Source organism: Acinetobacter sp. RIT698, assembly GCF_009668065.1.
In the GTDB taxonomy this organism is placed as follows: domain Bacteria; phylum Pseudomonadota; class Gammaproteobacteria; order Pseudomonadales; family Moraxellaceae; genus Acinetobacter; species Acinetobacter guillouiae.
In genome coordinates this window covers 1-16,356 of record NZ_WJYH01000073.1, presented here as the reverse complement: position 1 = coordinate 16,356, position 16,356 = coordinate 1, and the positions used below count along the sequence as shown (strand labels likewise).

The window sequence follows — 16,356 nt, the reverse complement described above, 5'->3', positions numbered from 1 at the left end:
AATTACATCATTTATCAAAAAAATCACTTATATTTTCATTTTTTATAAAATAATCATCACTTGTAATAAATATGTCATAATTATTTTGAATAATAGAGCTATTTGCTCTTGAAATAATAATTAGATATGGTACAACTGAATAAACCAATCCAGACTAAAACAATGTGGTTTTTGTCGAGCAGACAGGAGGAATGGGGATGTTATCAATACATTTCAATAAGCAAGTCTTCATTAATTCTTTGAAGACAAATACAAAACTGGTCATCTATCTAAGTACAACACTTGCACTTTTAGTGACTCTGTTTATTCATGGACTCATTCAAGGCAATTTAAAACCTGAATTTTTTGCCTATGCATTAGTCGTTTCTGCTGCCTTCTATGTTTGGGATGTAGTCGATCATAAATCTCGTAAACTCGCGAAGATTACAGAATAAAAGATGGATGCCATGCATCCATCTTAAATAAGAAAATCATAAAAATTTAAGTATTAAAACAAAGTATTAAACATTCCTAGTAATAATCCTCCAGTCGCAACAATCTCCCCGAGTACCAATAACAGCATTGCGATACGTAACAATATTTTCGGTAAGTGCATTGTTCCTAATTGGTGCGGTTCTTTGAATTGATTTGTCGTATCTTTTAAAAAACCATGCAAAACATAACTGGCAATTGAAAAGCTAAAAAAGAATAAATTAATCAAGACAAATATTAAATTTGTGGTTTCTGTCCAGCTTGAACAATAGGCCATCACCGCTAAAATCAAAGTGGCTGGAGCATAAAGCAAGCTACTGCGATGTGCGATATCGACATAATAATGAGCTCGAGCCATTTCTGATCGACTAATTTGGTAATATTTCCAAACCCCTGTTAGCATACCCACCCATAGATAAATCCCACTAAATATTAAAGCTAACTTTACCGACAAACTTAAACACACTAAATCCATTTAAAACATCCTAATTCCAACAGCTTAAAATATTTATATTACCTTTGACTCATAAGTCATACTTTCATCAAGTTTCTTTTTAGAACTTATGTAAAGTAATCATTAAAGCATACCCATTGAATTGTCATGAATACATTTGAAAATTTAACCATAACTTGTGCAGATAGCTATAGCTTAACTGCACGTTTTTATCCGGCAAAACAATCAACCCATCAATTGCCTATTTTGGTTTGTCCTGCAACAGGTATTACCCAAGGTTTCTATCATCATTTTATAGAATGGCTTGCCCAACAAGGTTCAGATGTGCTGGTCTTCGATTTTCGTGGTATAGGTGAGTCCTTACATGGTCCTATTCGTCAGTCCACTGTAAGTATCCAAGACTGGGGACAACTGGATATTCCTGCTGCTATTGAAACATTGCTGAATAAAACAGGCAAAGAACAAGTCATACTCTTAGGTCATAGTGCTGGAGGACAATTACTAGGCATTGTTTCTAATTACAAGAAAGTGGCACAAGTGATTGCAATTTCAGGCTCTACAGGACATGTAAAAGGACTTAAAGGGCGAACCAAACGTATGGCGCCTGTCATGTTTAAAATGATCTTCCCTGTTTCAAGCTTAGTCAAAGGCTATGGCGCAACCAAGTTTTTAGGCATGGGAGAAAATTTACCCAAAAATGTTGCAAAACAATGGGCTGAATTTTGCAGTAAACCCGGTTATGTGATGAACGCTATAGGTAAAACGATTTTCGAGGACTATCACAACGAAATTCAATGCCCAATTACGGTGTATTGGTCATCGGATGATGAGATCGCCACTGAAGCCAATGTCAAAGACTTACTTCGCTTGTATCCAAAAGCCACCACAGAAATGATAGAGCTTAAACCGAAAGATACAGGTCATAAAGCCATTGGTCATATGTTAATGTTTAAGAAGTCACATCAAAATTTATGGCCAACAATGGCACAAAATATTTTAAATTAATTTTTAGTTTTAAGTACTTAGATAAGTAATCCTATCTAAGTGCTCTTTTTATTTAAAAAAAATGCCTCATTAATGAGGCATTTTTTTTAGTTTTTTATATCTGCTTGCGATTTAATCGTAAAACAGTTACGAAAATTGCTCTGGACGGGTAATTTTTACCGTCTTGATCCGATTTTCATCCATTTCGATGACTTCAAACCAAATACCCTCTTGTTCAATCTGAGTGCCTACTTTTGCTTCGCCTTGAGTTTTGTCTAAAATCAAACCTGCTACGCTAAAGTAACCTGAGTCTTCTTGAACTAGATCCAACATGCCAAGTTCCAGCTCAAGCTGATACAAGTCAAGCATACCTGATGCTTTCCACGTTGTATCATTCAGTTTGATCAACTCTAACTGTTCATCTGCATCTGGGAATTCACCCGCAATTGCTTCAAACACATCCAACGGAGAAATCAAACCTTGGATATTACCAAATTCGTTACTCACCAAGACCAAAGAACCCTTAGACGTTCTTAAAGTATGAATAGCATCAATCACTTTCATTTTTTCAAAAATAAAAATCGGACGACTACGTTTAAGCAAGGCTTGTAATTGTTCTGGTTCATCCAGTACATCAATTAACTCTTTAGCACGTACAACCGTAACCACTTTATCCAATTGTCCGCGACATACTGGGAATAAACTATGTGGTACAGCCAAGATTTGCTGACGAATACTTTCCGCATCATCTTCAAGATTAATCCACGAAATTTGATTTCTTGGCGTCATAATTGAGGCAACTGAACGTTCAGCAAGTGTCAATACACCACCAACCATATAGCGTTCTTCATCACCAAAGGCTTTTTGAGCAGCTAAAGCTTCAGGGCTTTGTAATAAATCTGCATCCAGCTTACTTCCCATCAATTTTAAGATTGAGTCTGCGGTACGATGACGCAACGGCGTTTTCGACTGATGCTTTTCAACATTACGGCTGGAAAATTGGTTAAAGGCTTCAATTAAAATTGCCACACCAATACCCGAGTAAATATAGCCTTTCGGAATATGGAAACCAAAACCTTCAGCGATTAAACTCACACCAATCAACAATAAGAAACTTAAACATAGAATCACGACTGTCGGATGCTTATTGACAAATGCTGTTAACGGTTTAGAAGCAATCAACATCACAACCACAGCAATCGTTACAGCGGCCATCATCACATAGATATTGTCGACCATACCAATCGCGGTAATCACCGAATCAAGAGAGAATACTGCGTCTAAAACGATGATTTGCGCCACAACTGCCCAGAAGCTTGCATAAACAACTGCACCTGAACTTTTAACCTCAGGTTTGCCTTCCATTTTTTCATGTAGTTCAGTGACGGCTTTATAGACGAGGAACAGTCCACCGAATAATAAAATTAAGTCTCGACCTGAGAAAGACAACCCGCCAAAAGCGATTAAAGGCTTGGTTAATGTGACCAGCCACGAAATAATAGACAGCAAGCCTAAACGCATAATTAAGGCTAAAGATAAGCCAATAATACGTGCTTTGTCTCGTTGTTCAGGAGGAAGTTTATCTGCAAGAATGGCGATAAAGACCAGGTTATCAATACCCAGTACAATTTCTAAAACAATTAGGGTTAAAAGACCAACCCAAATTCCAGGGTCTAATAAAAATTCCATTATTAGAGCTCCTGCTTATTATTATCAATATATAAGAAGAAAAATAAATTTGACCTACACGACGACGGATCCATGAATGAAACCTTTTCAACTAAATTAGATTAATTATGCACAATATCTTGCAGTTGTAATTAATTTTCACAAAAATTTTACATTTATTTAAGATTTTTCTTATGAATAACCTCGCGATACGGGTGAATTGTAAGTAATCCCTGCCTCGCATGATCAATTCGATGCTTTACAGATGCCGATTCATCTTATTCAAATTATTTTTCACTCAATCTAACAAAAATGTCATTAGCTTTTTTCAATATAAATTGTGTATAACTATAGTTATTAAATGCTATTTACCTTCTAACGGTATAAATCGCTTTAATTTAATTAATGATTTTCAATCGGATATATGGGCATTTAGGGAGGAAATACTTAGATTTATTCCCATTATGACGTAATCAAATCTAATTATTAACAGTAAAGCCAAGTTGATTTTTCTTATTTTTCAGTTAAAATAACATCAGATGTTATTTTTTTTAACTAATAAGCTTGCTTTTAACAACATCTTCTTGGTAATTTTCATACTTAAGCAAGCTGAAATATACGTAGGAGGAGCCACTATGACACAGGGACATTCAATGACTTTCAATAAAATCAACCTTTGCGGTTGTTTTGAAACTTTCGATTCCACACTAACAACTAGAGAATGAACTCTGTTCATTCTAAATTGCATGAAGAAGCGACTAAATTTACGCAAGGTATTACTACTTTTTATCTAATTTAAGACAGTTATACAATGCCTTTACTGAATACTTTAACTTAAGTTTGGTTCAAGCAAAATTTACATTTCGTCGATTTTACTTGTTTTTTTCATTAAGTGATCTATCACATATTGATTCAAGTATTCAAAGTAAAATATGATTACCGCTTAATATATGGCAATAATTACAAAAAACAGGGACCTCTAAATGACTAAAAAATATGCAAAATTTTTACCTGCAGCTGAAAATTTTAATATCGAAAATTTCCCATACTATTGGATCAGCCAAGTTCATTCTCAGTATGTTTTAAATTTAGATCACGTACTTAAAAAGTATGGGGTAGACAACTCTAGACGACGATTATTAGTTGCTTTAGAAGCCAAACCAGATGCAAGTGTTTCTGAGCTTTCGGAAATGATCGTTTCAAAAATGTCGACGACGACTAAAATTGTTTATCGCTTAAAAGAGGAAGGCTTTGTGGATACCTACTCTTGTGAACATGATGCACGTATTACACGAGTACATTTAACAGAAGCTGGTCAACAAATGACGCTAAAAATTAATGATTTAATGAGTGTTGTACTTGAACAGTCATTTGACGGCTTAACACCACTACAAATTGAAAAAACCATGGAAAATTTAAAAATCATCTTTAAGAATCTTGCACATTAATCCTTAAGATTCTTCATCAAAGATGTTCAACTGTGGCGAGTTTTTGTTATTTGATATTTTGGGGCAATAAAAACACTCAAACTCCGCCACAGGGAAACCCTCAATAAAACTCGAAATATTGGGCTGTTGTAAGCCCAACCACTCATCAAGTCGATGATGTGGAATGACTACCACCGAACGCTTATCTGTTCGAGGTTCATGGAATTCACTCATCATCGGATGGGTGTGGGCGTCCATACTGATCATGGTAGCTGAACGAACAACTTCACCGTTTTTTAATCGGGTAATCTCATACAATGCCGCAATATAAAAAGCTTGACCATCTTTACGCCTTACCCCCCAACGCTGTGGTCGGCCATTGATGTATTTGGATTCATAGAACTCTGTCACGGGGATCACACCAAATTGGCACTTGCTAAAAGCATCGACAAAACTGCGCTTTTCCATAAGCGTTTCATTTCTTGCATTATAAGTATGTTTTGCCGCGTCTTTATCCTCAGCCCATTTTGGCACTAAACCAAAGTTAACTAAACGCCATTCCATCCCTTGATCGGATTTAAATAACAACGGCGTTTGAAAGCTTGGAAATATTTCATCTTCATAAGAGAAAGGTAACGCGGGTAAGCCAAGCTGCTGAACTTGTATTAAGCTGATCGGTTTAAAATTAGCACACATAATAATAAGATTTTAAATGATTAATTTATAATTGTTGAATCTATCTATCGCGCTATCCATTGATAAGAACCTTAGACATTGATAAAAACTTGAGACAGCTCGCGATTTAAATTGAGGATAAACCGAAATTTATCCTCTTTGCTTTTATCCAAAAATCTTTTTCATTTTGGCGCTTAAACCATGGAAAAACTTATGTTTTGCATTGGCTTTTTCGCTAGTCAAAAAGTTAATTTGAATAGATTGACGTTGCCCTTCATAAGGAATATAGCCATGCCAACCATTGTCAGTCACTTTAAATGCAACCAGTGAGCCTGGTCCTGCATTGATTTCAGTCACATAGTTATTGATGTCTTTGTCATCATTGAGAATACGTAAACGTCCATTCGGCGCATCCCAAGATTCATTTAAATAGATTAAAACCGTCAACAATTTGCTTTTTGAATCACTATGAATTCGCCCATCTTTTTGACGAGAGTAGCCACGTAAAGTAATCATCATCGGATGTTCCATCACATTGACATCAAATTTATCTGTTAAAATTTGACGAAATTCAGGTGTATCCAATGATTTTAGAAAGCGATCAAAATTAGGCTTAATTTCTACATCTTCGATGTTAAAGCTTCCGCCCTGTTCAATTTTAGGAAAGTCTTGGATTACTGCCTGGACTTCACTGTCAGCCAAAGCATTTTCAACCACAAAATACGGATAAGGCGTACTTGCAACTTCAGCATTTTTCAGCGCATCTAATTTCAGAATTGATGTCATTTATAATTCAGCTTAATGATTAATTCCCTTAAATTGTATCAGAGATTTTATATTATTGGCTTAAAACTCAAAGTCGGGTCTACAAATTTTATATATGAAAGCAAAGCAACATTTAAAGTGAACTATAAAAAGAATAAAGCCTCCGAAGAGGCTTTATTGATAATCGAATAGGATAAATTAGACGATAAAGTTAATCGCCTGTATAGCCTTTTAACTTTAAGCGATACGCATGCAATAGTGGCTCAGTATAACCAGACGGCTGTTCACCACCTTTGAATACTAAATCATAAGCAGCTTTATATGCATAACCGTCAAAACCAGGCGCCATGTTGCTATATTCAGGATCGTTAGCATTTTGCACATCAACAATCTTCGCCATACGCTGCATAACTTCTTCAACTTGCGCTTTAGTCACAATACCATGACGTAACCAGTTCGCAACGTGCTGAGAAGAAATACGTAACGTTGCACGGTCTTCCATTAAACCGACATTATTAATGTCTGGCACTTTAGAACAACCCACACCTAAATCAACCCAACGAACAACATAACCCAAGATACCTTGAAGGTTATTTTCAAGCTCTTTGGTCTTCTCTTCTTCAGTCCAGTTTGTATCTGTCGCTAAAGGCGGTGTCAACAAGTCATCTAACGGAAGCGCTTCAGTTTTCAATAACTCTTGTTGGCGTGCTGAAACATTACATTGATGATAATGAATCGCGTGAATCACAGCACCTGATGGTGAAGGAACCCATGCACAGCTCGCACCTGCTTCAGGATGTTCAATTTTGGTTTTATACATGTCTAAAAGCATGTCAGGTTTAGGCCACATACCTTTACCAATCTGTGCTTTACCACGTAAACCTGCTTGTAGACCGACCATAACATTACGGTTTTCATAAGCTGGGAACCAAATTTGGCTTTTCACTTCGCCTTTACGAACGAAAGGACCTGCTTCCATAAAGGTATGAATTTCATCACCTGTACGGTCCATGAAACCAGTATTGATGAAAATAGTACGGTCTTTCGCTTGTGCAATACAGTTTTTCAAGTTTACAGATGTACGGCGTTCTTCATCCATAATCCCGATTTTCAAAGTTTTCGCTGGTAAGCCAAGTGCTTGTTCAGAACGTTCAAACAATTCAACAGCAAATGCAACTTCTTCTGGACCATGCATTTTTGGTTTAACGATATACATTGACCCTTTACGAGAGTTTTTGTTTTCGTTTTGACCTTTGATGTCTGCGAAAGTCAATAATGGTGTAATTAAAGCATCCATAATACCTTCGTAAATTTCAGCACCATCTACAAGGATCGCAGGGTTCGTCATTAAATGACCAACGTTACGAAGAAGCATCAATGAACGACCATGAAGTGTTGTTTCACCACCGATCAAGTTCTTATGTGTACGATCTTTATTCAATGTACGCGTCACGGTTTTACCGTTCTTCTCAATTGACTCTTCAAGCGTACCTTTCATTAGACCTAACCAATTACGGTAGCCTTCTACTTTCTCTTCTGCATCTACAGCAGCAATCGAGTCTTCCAAATCTTGAATCGTGGTAACAGCAGCTTCTAAAACAAGATCTTTAACACCAGCCGCATCAGTTTTACCCACTGGGCTATTTGCATCAATTTCAATAACAACATGTAAGCCGTTATTTAAAAGTACAATTTCAACGGGTGCAGATTCGTCGCCATTAAAACCGACAAATTGTGATTCTTTCGCCAAAGTCGAGGTTGAACCATCTTTAAGGGTTACAACAAGTTTTTTGCCTTCAACAGCATATTTTGTTGCATCTGCATGTGAACCTTTTGCCAATGGGAATGTTTCATTTAAGAAATTCTTAGCAAATGCGATAACTTTATCGCCACGAACTGGGTTATAGCCTTTACCTTTTTCCGCGCCACCTTCTTCAGAGATCACGTCAAAACCGTAAAGCGCATCGTATAAAGAACCCCAACGTGCATTTGCCGCATTTAAGCAATAACGTGCATTACGCACAGGTACCACCAATTGCGAACCAGCCAATAATGCGATTTCTTCATCTACATTTTCTGTACTGATTTGAAAATCTTCTACTTCTGGTAATAAGTAGCCAATTTCTTTAAGGAAAGCTTTATAAGCTTGAAGTTCAAATTTATTGTTGCGGTGCCATTCATCAATTTTAGCCTGAATCTCGTCACGCTTCGCTAAAAGCGCCTTATTCTTAGGGCTAAGATCGACAACAACTTGCTCAAAGTTTTTCCAGTATGTTTCACTATCTAAACCAGAACCTGGTAGTGCTTCATTTTCGATGAAATCGTAAAGTTCTTTAGCAATCGCTAACTTGCCTTTTTGAATACGTGCAGTCATTGTCTTTCCTGATATTGCTACTTTTTATAACAAGAGTTTCTAGTATACCGATTTAAACCATGCTGAATAGTATTATCACATTGCTAAATAGTGATCATTTTAATTAAAAAAAATAGCTATATTAACTTAAAAAATAACGATCAAAAATACAGCAACACCATCAACTAAATCATCAACTTAAATCGCTTTTTAACAGTGTATAAATTTTTTAAAATGTCTAAATTAGACCAAAGTGCTGAATCAACCCTAATTTCCCCATTTTTTTATACACTTTTATTCCTTGAGCAAAGATTAAGCCATGAATAGCGCTAAATGTCGATAAAACCAATCCATAATTCTGTGTAAAGAATTGTTCGATTCACTTATATTTTTTTCTGTTTGTTCAAATCTCATCTTATTGTTTCAATTTAGATGATTAGAATCTTTAGCAACAAGATGGAATCGCATAATTTTTTAAACCACTTAAGCTTTTTTAGATTATTTAATCATACGGCTTCTACCTATTGTCTGGCGACAAGCAGGGATAACGCACTGCACATAAAAAACCTGTTTAAAATTTACATTCTAAACAGGTTTCTGGAATAGCAAGGTCTAAGCTAAATAAGCAATAGACCTCAGCTTAAAACAAAATGTTTCACTTAGTTAAAAGTTTTAAAACGTGTTGCATCATCAATAAATGTTTTTTCGCCCGCTGGTGCTTCGATTGAACCAAATACTAATTGTGCGCGAAGTTTCCAGTCAGCAGGTACATCAAATGTTGCCGCCACTTCTTCATCTACGATTGGATTATAATGTTGTAAAGATGCACCAATACCCGCTTCAGCCAATGCAGTCCAAGTTGCAAATTGTGCAATACCTGTTGAATGCTCAGACCATACTGGGAAATTGTCTGCATATAATGGGAATTGTTCTTGTAAAGCTTTGATCACACTTAAATCTTCATAAAACAACACTGAACCAGCACCAGCGATAAAGCTGTTAATTTTACCCGAAGTTCCTTCAAATGCTTCAGCTGGAACGATTTTACGTAAAGTTTCTAAAACGATTGTCCAGAATTTAACATGTGAATCACCAAATAAAATCACAGCACGAGAAGACTGTGAGTTAAATGAGGATGGGCTATGCTTGATTGCATCTTTGATGATTTCTTCAATTTTCGCTTGGTCTAAGCTTAAATCTCTACCAATTGCATAAATTGTACGGCGTTGTTTGATTTGATTTAAAAATGACATGGTGTTAATCCTTCTATGACCAAATGGGTCGTGTTATTTAACATGGTTTGAGTGTATTGCATCATTCTTAGTTTCGTCATGCTTATATACATAACAATGTGTTCTATATTTAGAACAATATGTGAAATTGGGAATTTTTAAATGCTACCGTGTTTATGTGGTTCCCTTTTAAATTGCAATTAAAGTATTTATTAATCAAACAATTCAATTAAAATTTACCATTAAACTCAGCCTATTGCTTTGAGCTTTACAACGATAAGAATATGGCAAATATCCTATATACTTTTCATTGCTTGTTTTGTGGTAAAAATATTGCAAATCTGGACATACGATTCTAGACATCACATTAAAGTACAACTTGATGACATTCTTATGATGCCTTCTTTCAATAACATACCACCATCAACCCCAATCTTAGAAAATAAAAAACTCCGCATAAAGCGGAGTCTCATTTAAGATAAATAGTTATCTAAATTACTTATCTGTTTCAAACAGTGCAGCGACAAATGATTTTGCAGAGAATGGACGTAAATCATCAATCTTCTCACCCACACCAATATATCGAATTGGTACATGAGTACGACTGGCAATATTAAACAACACACCACCCTTTGCCGTTCCATCTAATTTGGTAATGGTTAAACCTGTTAAGCCTACAGCTTCGTCAAACATTTCAACTTGGTTAATCGCGTTTTGACCAGTACCAGCATCCACCACCAACATCACTTCATGTGGCGCAGTTGCATCAATTTTTTGCATCACACGTTTTACTTTAGTCAACTCAGACATTAAGTTACTTTTGTTATGCAAACGCCCTGCTGTATCAGCAATTAAAACGTCCACACCTTTGGCACGTGCGCTTTCAAAAGCATCAAAAATGACTGAAGCACTATCTGCACCGTGTCCTTGAGCCACGACAGCAATATTGTTACGTTCACCCCAGATCTGAAGTTGTTCAGTTGCCGCTGCACGGAAGGTATCTCCTGCTGCAAGCATGACTTTCTTGCCTTCACCTTGTAAACGTTTGGCTAATTTACCAATCGTGGTGGTTTTACCCACACCATTTACACCCACCACCAAAATCACAAATGGATTTTTATTGGGATCGATATGCAATGGTTTTACCCGAGGTGCAAGTAAAGCAACCAGCTCTTCTTGTAGCGCTTTATACAATGAATGTGAGTAAATCAAATCACCACGTTCTGTACGCTCAGTCAAATTCGCAATAATGGTTTTAGTCGCCTCTACCCCGATATCAGCAACCAAAAGTTGCTCTTCTACTTCTTCGAGCAACTCATCATCAATTTCTTTACCACCAATCAGAATATTGACCATACCATCGGCAAGGCTTTTACGTGATTTGGTCAAACCTTCTTTCATGCGGCTAAAAAAGCCACCTTTAGATTTTTCATCTGTTGATTCAATCTGTGCGTCTTGGCTCTCAGTTTGAACAGGTTCCGTTTTAGGTGTTTCTACATTATTTTCAATAATAGGCACATTGACGGCTGGTAAACTAGGTAATGTGACATCGTCATCCCCGATATCCGCATCAATCAAGAATTTATTTTGCTGTTCTTGCATGCCGATTCCTTGAAAAGCATAGCGTTAAAAAAGAATGAGTTTAGCATAGATTGCATCATTTTTAGCGTTAAAGCAGCGATAAAACAAGCAAACCAAAATGCAACATTCCAGCCTTGCTTTAAATCATTAATTTTTTAAGAATAGTTCTAAATTTAAAATAAATTTTTGGGTTATCTGTGTATATTCTGAAATCTAAATTCTTAAATCTTCTTAGACAATCCAAAGTTATCCTTGCGCCACTCTTATTTTTATCTTTTAACACGGTAAATACGCAACTTCAGGCAGCACCTCAAAGCCAACTTTCTAGGACCACCTTTGAAACCACACTGAAAAATGGTTTAAAAGTGATTATCCGTGAAGATCATCGTTCACCAATTGTTATGACCCAAATCTGGTACGGCGTGGGAAGTAGTGATGAGTCAGGTAATGTACTGGGTATTTCGCATGTGCTTGAACATATGATGTTTAAAGGAACCAAAAAAGTTCCTGATGATGAGTTTGCGCGTTTGAGTCGAATTTATGGTGGCCGCACCAACGCTGCCACATATACAAATTACACCAACTATTATCAGCTTTACCCCAAGAAGTATTTTCCATTGGCTTTGGAACTTGAAGCAGACCGTATGACAAATCTGGTCCTCAAACAACAAGACTTTGATCCTGAAATCAAAGTGGTTATGGAGGAAAGACGACAAAGGACTGATGATAATCCACGAAATCTAGCCTACGAACGTTTTAAATGGATCGCCTATCCAACCAGTCACCATCGTCAACCGGTGATTGGCTTTATGAAAAACCTACAGAATATTCGTCTGGATGATCTTAAACATTGGTATCAAACTTGGTACACCCCCAATAATGCGACCTTGGTAATTGTGGGAGATGTCAATGCAGAACAGGCACTTAAACAGGTTGAAAAATATTTTGCGGCAATTCCCAAAAAGGAGCTTCCTGACCGTAATGATGTTTTAGAGTTTGATCGAATGGGTTATCGGCATATGGAAGTGCAGTTGCCAGTACAAGTCCCCAACTTGTTTATGGCTTGGAATGTCAAATCCATTGCTACAGCAAAAAACCCACAAGATGCCTACGCACTGACCATTATCCAGTCCTTACTGGATGGCGGTATCTCCGCACGCTTACAAGACCGTCTGATTCGAGATAAAAAAGTGCTGACCGCAATCAGTGTCAGTTATGACCCCTATAATCGTGGCGACAGTTTATTTATGATTTCCGCGATCCCAAGTGATGATGTTTCTCTGGATGAGGCACAAAAAGCGATTGAAAAAGAGATGAATTTATTTAAAACAGAATTAGTCAATCAAGCTGAACTCGATCGTGTCAAAAACAACTTCGTTTCAAATTTAATCTATAGTCAGGATGATATTGGTGGACAAGCCAATATGATTGGGAATTTGGAAGTAAACGGCCTAAGTTTTCGTTTAATGGATGAATTACCCAAACATTATGACAAAGTGACACCACAAGATTTACAACGAATTGCCAATATTTATTTTGTCAAAGCCAATCTGAGTAGTTTGTATTTAATGCCTGAAAGTACAAAAGAATAAAAAAGGATCTCTCATGAATTTTAATCCATTCTCGACCTATTCGATAAAAATACCCTTGTTTGTGTTCATCAGCTTACTCTACTCCCCCCTTAACCATGCAGAGGTTGAGTTAGACAATCATGATGAAACCGATGCGGTTATAGATGATTCCGCACTTAAGGCAAATTCGACTTTACAAAGCTTAAAAAATCTTGATAAACATCAACAGTACCAAGCGCCCTTTGTTCAAGACCTCTCCAACAACCAAAAAGTCAGAACACTGTTTGTTTCAGCCACCGACCTACCTATTGTGGATATTCAACTCACCTTTAATGCAGGTTCGTCACAGGATGAAGCACTAGGAAAAGGTCTGTATGGTATGGCAAATATGGCAGCCAAGCTGATCACTGAAGGCACAGATCAATACACAGCAAAAGAAATCGCGTCCACATTTGAAGGATTAGGCGCTCAATTTAGCGTTACCGCGTACCGTGATATGTTTGTCGTCCGACTCCGGGTCTTGTCAGATCCTGAAAAATTAAACCCTGCTATCAATACCATGTTGCATGTGCTGAATCATGCACAATTTAATCCATCGGGTTTAAATCTTGTGCTAAATAATACCAAGGTTGGGCAGAAGCAAATCCAAGAAAATCCAAGTCGGATTATGAATATTCGCTTTTATCGTGCGTTATATGGACAACATCCTTATGCCGAACCCACTGTGGGAACCAATGGGAGCCTTAAAAAAATTACCCCAGAACTACTTAGGGCTTATAGACAAAAACTGCTTGTTGCCCAAAACATGAATATTGCGATTACTGGTAATTTAACTTCAGCCGATGCAACCCAACTGGCCAATTTAATCAGTCAAAATCTAACCCAAGGTGAAGCTGCACAAGCACTTCCTGAACCACAAGATCAAAGTGATTTTAATATCCATTACATCCCATTTAACTCAACTCAAGCCAATGTGATGTTGGGACACTTGGCTATTCAACGCAGTGATCCTGATCGTGTTGCATTAGAGGTTGCCAATCAAATGTTTGGCGGAAGCGGATTTAATTCAATTTTAATGAAAGAACTTCGGGTTAAACGGGGTTATACCTATGGAGCCTATAGTAATTTGACCTCCACATTGGCTCAGGGTTTTTTCAGTTTGAGTTATTCCACTGAACAAAATCAATTGATGGACAGTATCAAAGTTGCACATCAAGCCTTACGTGATTTTGTAAAAAATCCAATCCAAAGAAAACAGCTCGAAGAAACCAAAGAAGGCATGTTACGTTCTTTCCCAATGACCTTTAGTTCCAATGCCAATATCAATGCACAAATCGCATCGATTGGTTTTTATCAACTTCCTGCGGATTATTTGACCCAATATCAAAAGCAATTGAGCCAAGTCACCACCAAACAAGTTCAAAAAGCCATTCAAAAACATCTTCGTGCGGATCGTCTCACCTTGGTTGTTGTTGCACCAACACTGGATCAGAATGAATTAAAAGACATGGTAAGTGCTGATTTAGCCAACCCAGATCAATCCAGTACAAATCAAAATAAACAAGTGGATACACAAGCCATGCCAGATGTCCCAACATTGATCATTCAAAAAACAATTCGCCCGCAAGCTGAACCAGGCAAATGAGTATTATCAGTTATTGTGGATCCTTACTATCCACCGCAGGATATCGTTTTACTTGTTGATTTTCAAAATGATAGGCGCGTAGTAGGCGTAAATATTCAACCACATAAATACAATCTTGGCGGCGCAATTGATTGGCAATCTTTTGCGTCTTAGGATTGGCTGCCTGTTGTGAATATTGCACCACATATTTGTATTGATCTGGATTAATTGGGCGTGTTAATGCCAATGTTGCAAGAAAAATCATCAGCACGATGATCACAACAACAAAAGAATTCAAGATTTTTTCCACAGGAAAAGAACTATACAATTTTTGAAAATAATCTTTGAATTTACGCATGAACTACCTCTAATTATGGATAGTTTATCACTCTGATCATAAAAATATAGCGCTTTCTAAGCTACATTTTATCTGTATTCTCAAGTATACAGCCATCTTCAATCGTCATTGATATCTTGAAAAAATATGCCAAGCACACGATAACAACCAAACCGTAACCGACAAACTCTGCAACAGCAAAAATAATTTATCGACAAAATGAAAGCTCTCCTCTAATAAAAGACGAGAGCTTTATGAATGTTTAGAGAACAATAGCGCTTAACGCATAAATTGCATGATTAAATAATTGCTCTCAAAAATGCAAAATACAAAATGATCGCAATAATTGCCAATGCAATACTGACAGCAAAGATACTCACTCCACCCTCTGCATGCGCTGGATGCAAATCATCATCATCAGCAAGACGCCTTAATTCACCATCATAGATCCGGTAAAAGCCTGCTTTTTGCACTGGATTTAAGTTTCGGGTATAATCGTACACGCGTTTACGCTGGGCTAAACAATAATCCCCAAGATGGATTTCTTGATGATAAATTGCCTCATCCAGTTGTTTACGGTGATACTGAGCTAATTCTACGATCTGAGACTCAGCAGCGGGTACATCAAAAATAAAGCCATCTATAGTGTTTGTCATTTTGCTCTCCCTTTGTCTTAATTCTCATATTGATTTTAATAAATATTATTTCTGATTAATGTTTAATCATGTAATCTTATCTTCGTCAAGCATAGATTTCAAATCACTTGACAAACAAGGCTAATTGTAATATTAGTTTAATAAAGTTAAGTTAGATTAGTTAAGTATAAGCTCCGTTGGGGAGCTATGTTAAAAGATCATAATTACAATAAGGAGTTATATATGATTCATCAAATCTCTCACCAAGACTTAGAACATGTTTATGCAGATGCTGTAAATACAATCCAGTGTGAAATGAACTTTGTAGAAGCGGTAAAAGCATTAGAAGATGCGGCGAAAGCGGGTCATGGTAAAGCAGCAATGTTTCTTGCAGAACTTTACTACCAAGGTTTCCGCGTTGAACGTGATTCTCTAAAAGCCCAATATTGGCAAAAGATGGCAACCATGCAAGCATAATAAAACGTCACCTAGGTGGCGTTTTTTTAACCCCTATTCTTTTATTTTTAATAAATCATTACGCTTTCAATACATTTTTTATTGTTTTAATAAATGCTTACG

15 protein-coding genes are annotated in these 16,356 nt (G+C 36.8%); 6 read left to right on the top strand and 9 right to left on the bottom strand.

Annotated features, from left to right (window positions below; all coding sequences use genetic code 11):
• The first annotated feature begins 197 nt into the window (after positions 1 to 197).
• A complete protein-coding gene (locus tag GJV03_RS20060) occupies positions 198 to 434 on the top strand; it encodes a hypothetical protein (protein WP_004719635.1) in 237 nt (78 codons plus the stop codon).
• A 53-nt stretch (positions 435 to 487) separates the two neighbouring features.
• On the opposite strand, the gene GJV03_RS20055 is transcribed toward GJV03_RS20060, so the two are convergent.
• Positions 488 to 946 (bottom strand): hypothetical protein, encoded by a 459-nt coding sequence (locus tag GJV03_RS20055; protein WP_004719633.1) that lies wholly within the window; start codon positions 944 to 946, stop codon positions 488 to 490.
• Between the two features lie 126 nt (positions 947 to 1,072).
• On the opposite strand from GJV03_RS20055, the gene GJV03_RS20050 reads away from it, so the two are divergent.
• On the top strand, positions 1,073 to 1,930 hold the full coding sequence (locus tag GJV03_RS20050; protein ID WP_004719631.1) for an alpha/beta fold hydrolase: 858 nt from the start codon (positions 1,073 to 1,075) through the stop codon (positions 1,928 to 1,930).
• Between the two features lie 126 nt (positions 1,931 to 2,056).
• Here GJV03_RS20050 and GJV03_RS20045 read toward each other — a convergent pair whose 3' ends face one another.
• Positions 2,057 to 3,598 carry a transporter associated domain-containing protein gene (locus GJV03_RS20045; protein WP_004719629.1) on the bottom strand — a complete coding sequence of 514 codons (1,542 nt, stop codon included), beginning with the start codon at positions 3,596 to 3,598 and terminating at the stop codon, positions 2,057 to 2,059.
• Between the two features lie 962 nt (positions 3,599 to 4,560).
• Between GJV03_RS20045 and GJV03_RS20040 the strand changes: the two genes are divergently transcribed.
• Entirely contained in the window at positions 4,561 to 5,025 is a 465-nt protein-coding gene (locus tag GJV03_RS20040) for a MarR family winged helix-turn-helix transcriptional regulator (protein WP_004719627.1), read from the top strand.
• 3 nt (positions 5,026 to 5,028) lie between these two features.
• Here the strand turns inward: GJV03_RS20040 and GJV03_RS20035 are convergent, their stop codons facing one another.
• From GJV03_RS20035 to ftsY, 5 genes are all read right to left on the bottom strand, one after another.
• Positions 5,029 to 5,700 (bottom strand): SOS response-associated peptidase family protein, encoded by a 672-nt coding sequence (locus tag GJV03_RS20035; protein ID WP_154130960.1) that lies wholly within the window; start codon positions 5,698 to 5,700, stop codon positions 5,029 to 5,031.
• Positions 5,701 to 5,844: 144 nt separating this feature from the next.
• Positions 5,845 to 6,465 (bottom strand): 2OG-Fe(II) oxygenase, encoded by a 621-nt coding sequence (locus GJV03_RS20030; RefSeq protein WP_151957978.1) that lies wholly within the window; start codon positions 6,463 to 6,465, stop codon positions 5,845 to 5,847.
• 190 nt (positions 6,466 to 6,655) lie between these two features.
• Positions 6,656 to 8,818: a malate synthase G gene (locus GJV03_RS20025; protein ID WP_154130959.1), complete on the bottom strand. Its 2,163-nt coding sequence runs from the start codon at positions 8,816 to 8,818 to the stop codon at positions 6,656 to 6,658.
• Positions 8,819 to 9,456: 638 nt separating this feature from the next.
• Complete coding sequence (locus tag GJV03_RS20020) at positions 9,457 to 10,050, bottom strand: nitroreductase family protein (protein ID WP_004719619.1); 594 nt, start codon at positions 10,048 to 10,050, stop codon at positions 9,457 to 9,459.
• Positions 10,051 to 10,524: 474 nt separating this feature from the next.
• The gene (gene ftsY / locus GJV03_RS20015) at positions 10,525 to 11,631 is read right to left on the bottom strand and encodes a signal recognition particle-docking protein FtsY (protein WP_154130958.1); all 1,107 of its coding nucleotides are present in this window, start codon (positions 11,629 to 11,631) and stop codon (positions 10,525 to 10,527) included.
• Between the two features lie 176 nt (positions 11,632 to 11,807).
• Between ftsY and GJV03_RS20010 the strand changes: the two genes are divergently transcribed.
• Entirely contained in the window at positions 11,808 to 13,202 is a 1,395-nt protein-coding gene (locus GJV03_RS20010) for a pitrilysin family protein (protein WP_056511802.1), read from the top strand.
• Between the two features lie 13 nt (positions 13,203 to 13,215).
• Entirely contained in the window at positions 13,216 to 14,826 is a 1,611-nt protein-coding gene (locus tag GJV03_RS20005; RefSeq protein ID WP_154130957.1) for a pitrilysin family protein, read from the top strand.
• Positions 14,827 to 14,836: 10 nt separating this feature from the next.
• Here GJV03_RS20005 and GJV03_RS20000 read toward each other — a convergent pair whose 3' ends face one another.
• Positions 14,837 to 15,163: a hypothetical protein gene (locus GJV03_RS20000; protein ID WP_154130956.1), complete on the bottom strand. Its 327-nt coding sequence runs from the start codon at positions 15,161 to 15,163 to the stop codon at positions 14,837 to 14,839.
• 278 nt (positions 15,164 to 15,441) lie between these two features.
• Positions 15,442 to 15,798 carry a hypothetical protein gene (locus GJV03_RS19995; RefSeq protein ID WP_004719608.1) on the bottom strand — a complete coding sequence of 119 codons (357 nt, stop codon included), beginning with the start codon at positions 15,796 to 15,798 and terminating at the stop codon, positions 15,442 to 15,444.
• Positions 15,799 to 16,020: 222 nt separating this feature from the next.
• Between GJV03_RS19995 and GJV03_RS19990 the strand changes: the two genes are divergently transcribed.
• Positions 16,021 to 16,254 carry a hypothetical protein gene (locus GJV03_RS19990; protein WP_004719607.1) on the top strand — a complete coding sequence of 78 codons (234 nt, stop codon included), beginning with the start codon at positions 16,021 to 16,023 and terminating at the stop codon, positions 16,252 to 16,254.
• Positions 16,255 to 16,356 lie beyond the last annotated feature (102 nt).

Bases quoted from the DNA above. Each gene is read 5' to 3' on its own strand.
- GJV03_RS20035 (WP_154130960.1), bottom strand. From the start codon at position 5,700: ATGTGTGCTAATTTTAAACCGATCAGCTTAATACAAGTTCAGCAGCTT.
- GJV03_RS20040 (WP_004719627.1), top strand. From the start codon at position 4,561: ATGACTAAAAAATATGCAAAATTTTTACCTGCAGCTGAAAATTTTAAT.
- GJV03_RS19995 (WP_004719608.1), bottom strand. From the start codon at position 15,798: ATGACAAACACTATAGATGGCTTTATTTTTGATGTACCCGCTGCTGAG.
- GJV03_RS20030 (WP_151957978.1), bottom strand. From the start codon at position 6,465: ATGACATCAATTCTGAAATTAGATGCGCTGAAAAATGCTGAAGTTGCA.
- GJV03_RS20025 (WP_154130959.1), bottom strand. From the start codon at position 8,818: ATGACTGCACGTATTCAAAAAGGCAAGTTAGCGATTGCTAAAGAACTT.
- GJV03_RS20055 (WP_004719633.1), bottom strand. From the start codon at position 946: ATGGATTTAGTGTGTTTAAGTTTGTCGGTAAAGTTAGCTTTAATATTT.
- GJV03_RS20045 (WP_004719629.1), bottom strand. From the start codon at position 3,598: ATGGAATTTTTATTAGACCCTGGAATTTGGGTTGGTCTTTTAACCCTA.
- GJV03_RS20060 (WP_004719635.1), top strand. From the start codon at position 198: ATGTTATCAATACATTTCAATAAGCAAGTCTTCATTAATTCTTTGAAG.
- GJV03_RS20050 (WP_004719631.1), top strand. From the start codon at position 1,073: ATGAATACATTTGAAAATTTAACCATAACTTGTGCAGATAGCTATAGC.
- GJV03_RS20000 (WP_154130956.1), bottom strand. From the start codon at position 15,163: ATGCGTAAATTCAAAGATTATTTTCAAAAATTGTATAGTTCTTTTCCT.
- ftsY (WP_154130958.1), bottom strand. From the start codon at position 11,631: ATGCAAGAACAGCAAAATAAATTCTTGATTGATGCGGATATCGGGGAT.
- GJV03_RS20005 (WP_154130957.1), top strand. From the start codon at position 13,216: ATGAATTTTAATCCATTCTCGACCTATTCGATAAAAATACCCTTGTTT.
- GJV03_RS19990 (WP_004719607.1), top strand. From the start codon at position 16,021: ATGATTCATCAAATCTCTCACCAAGACTTAGAACATGTTTATGCAGAT.
- GJV03_RS20020 (WP_004719619.1), bottom strand. From the start codon at position 10,050: ATGTCATTTTTAAATCAAATCAAACAACGCCGTACAATTTATGCAATT.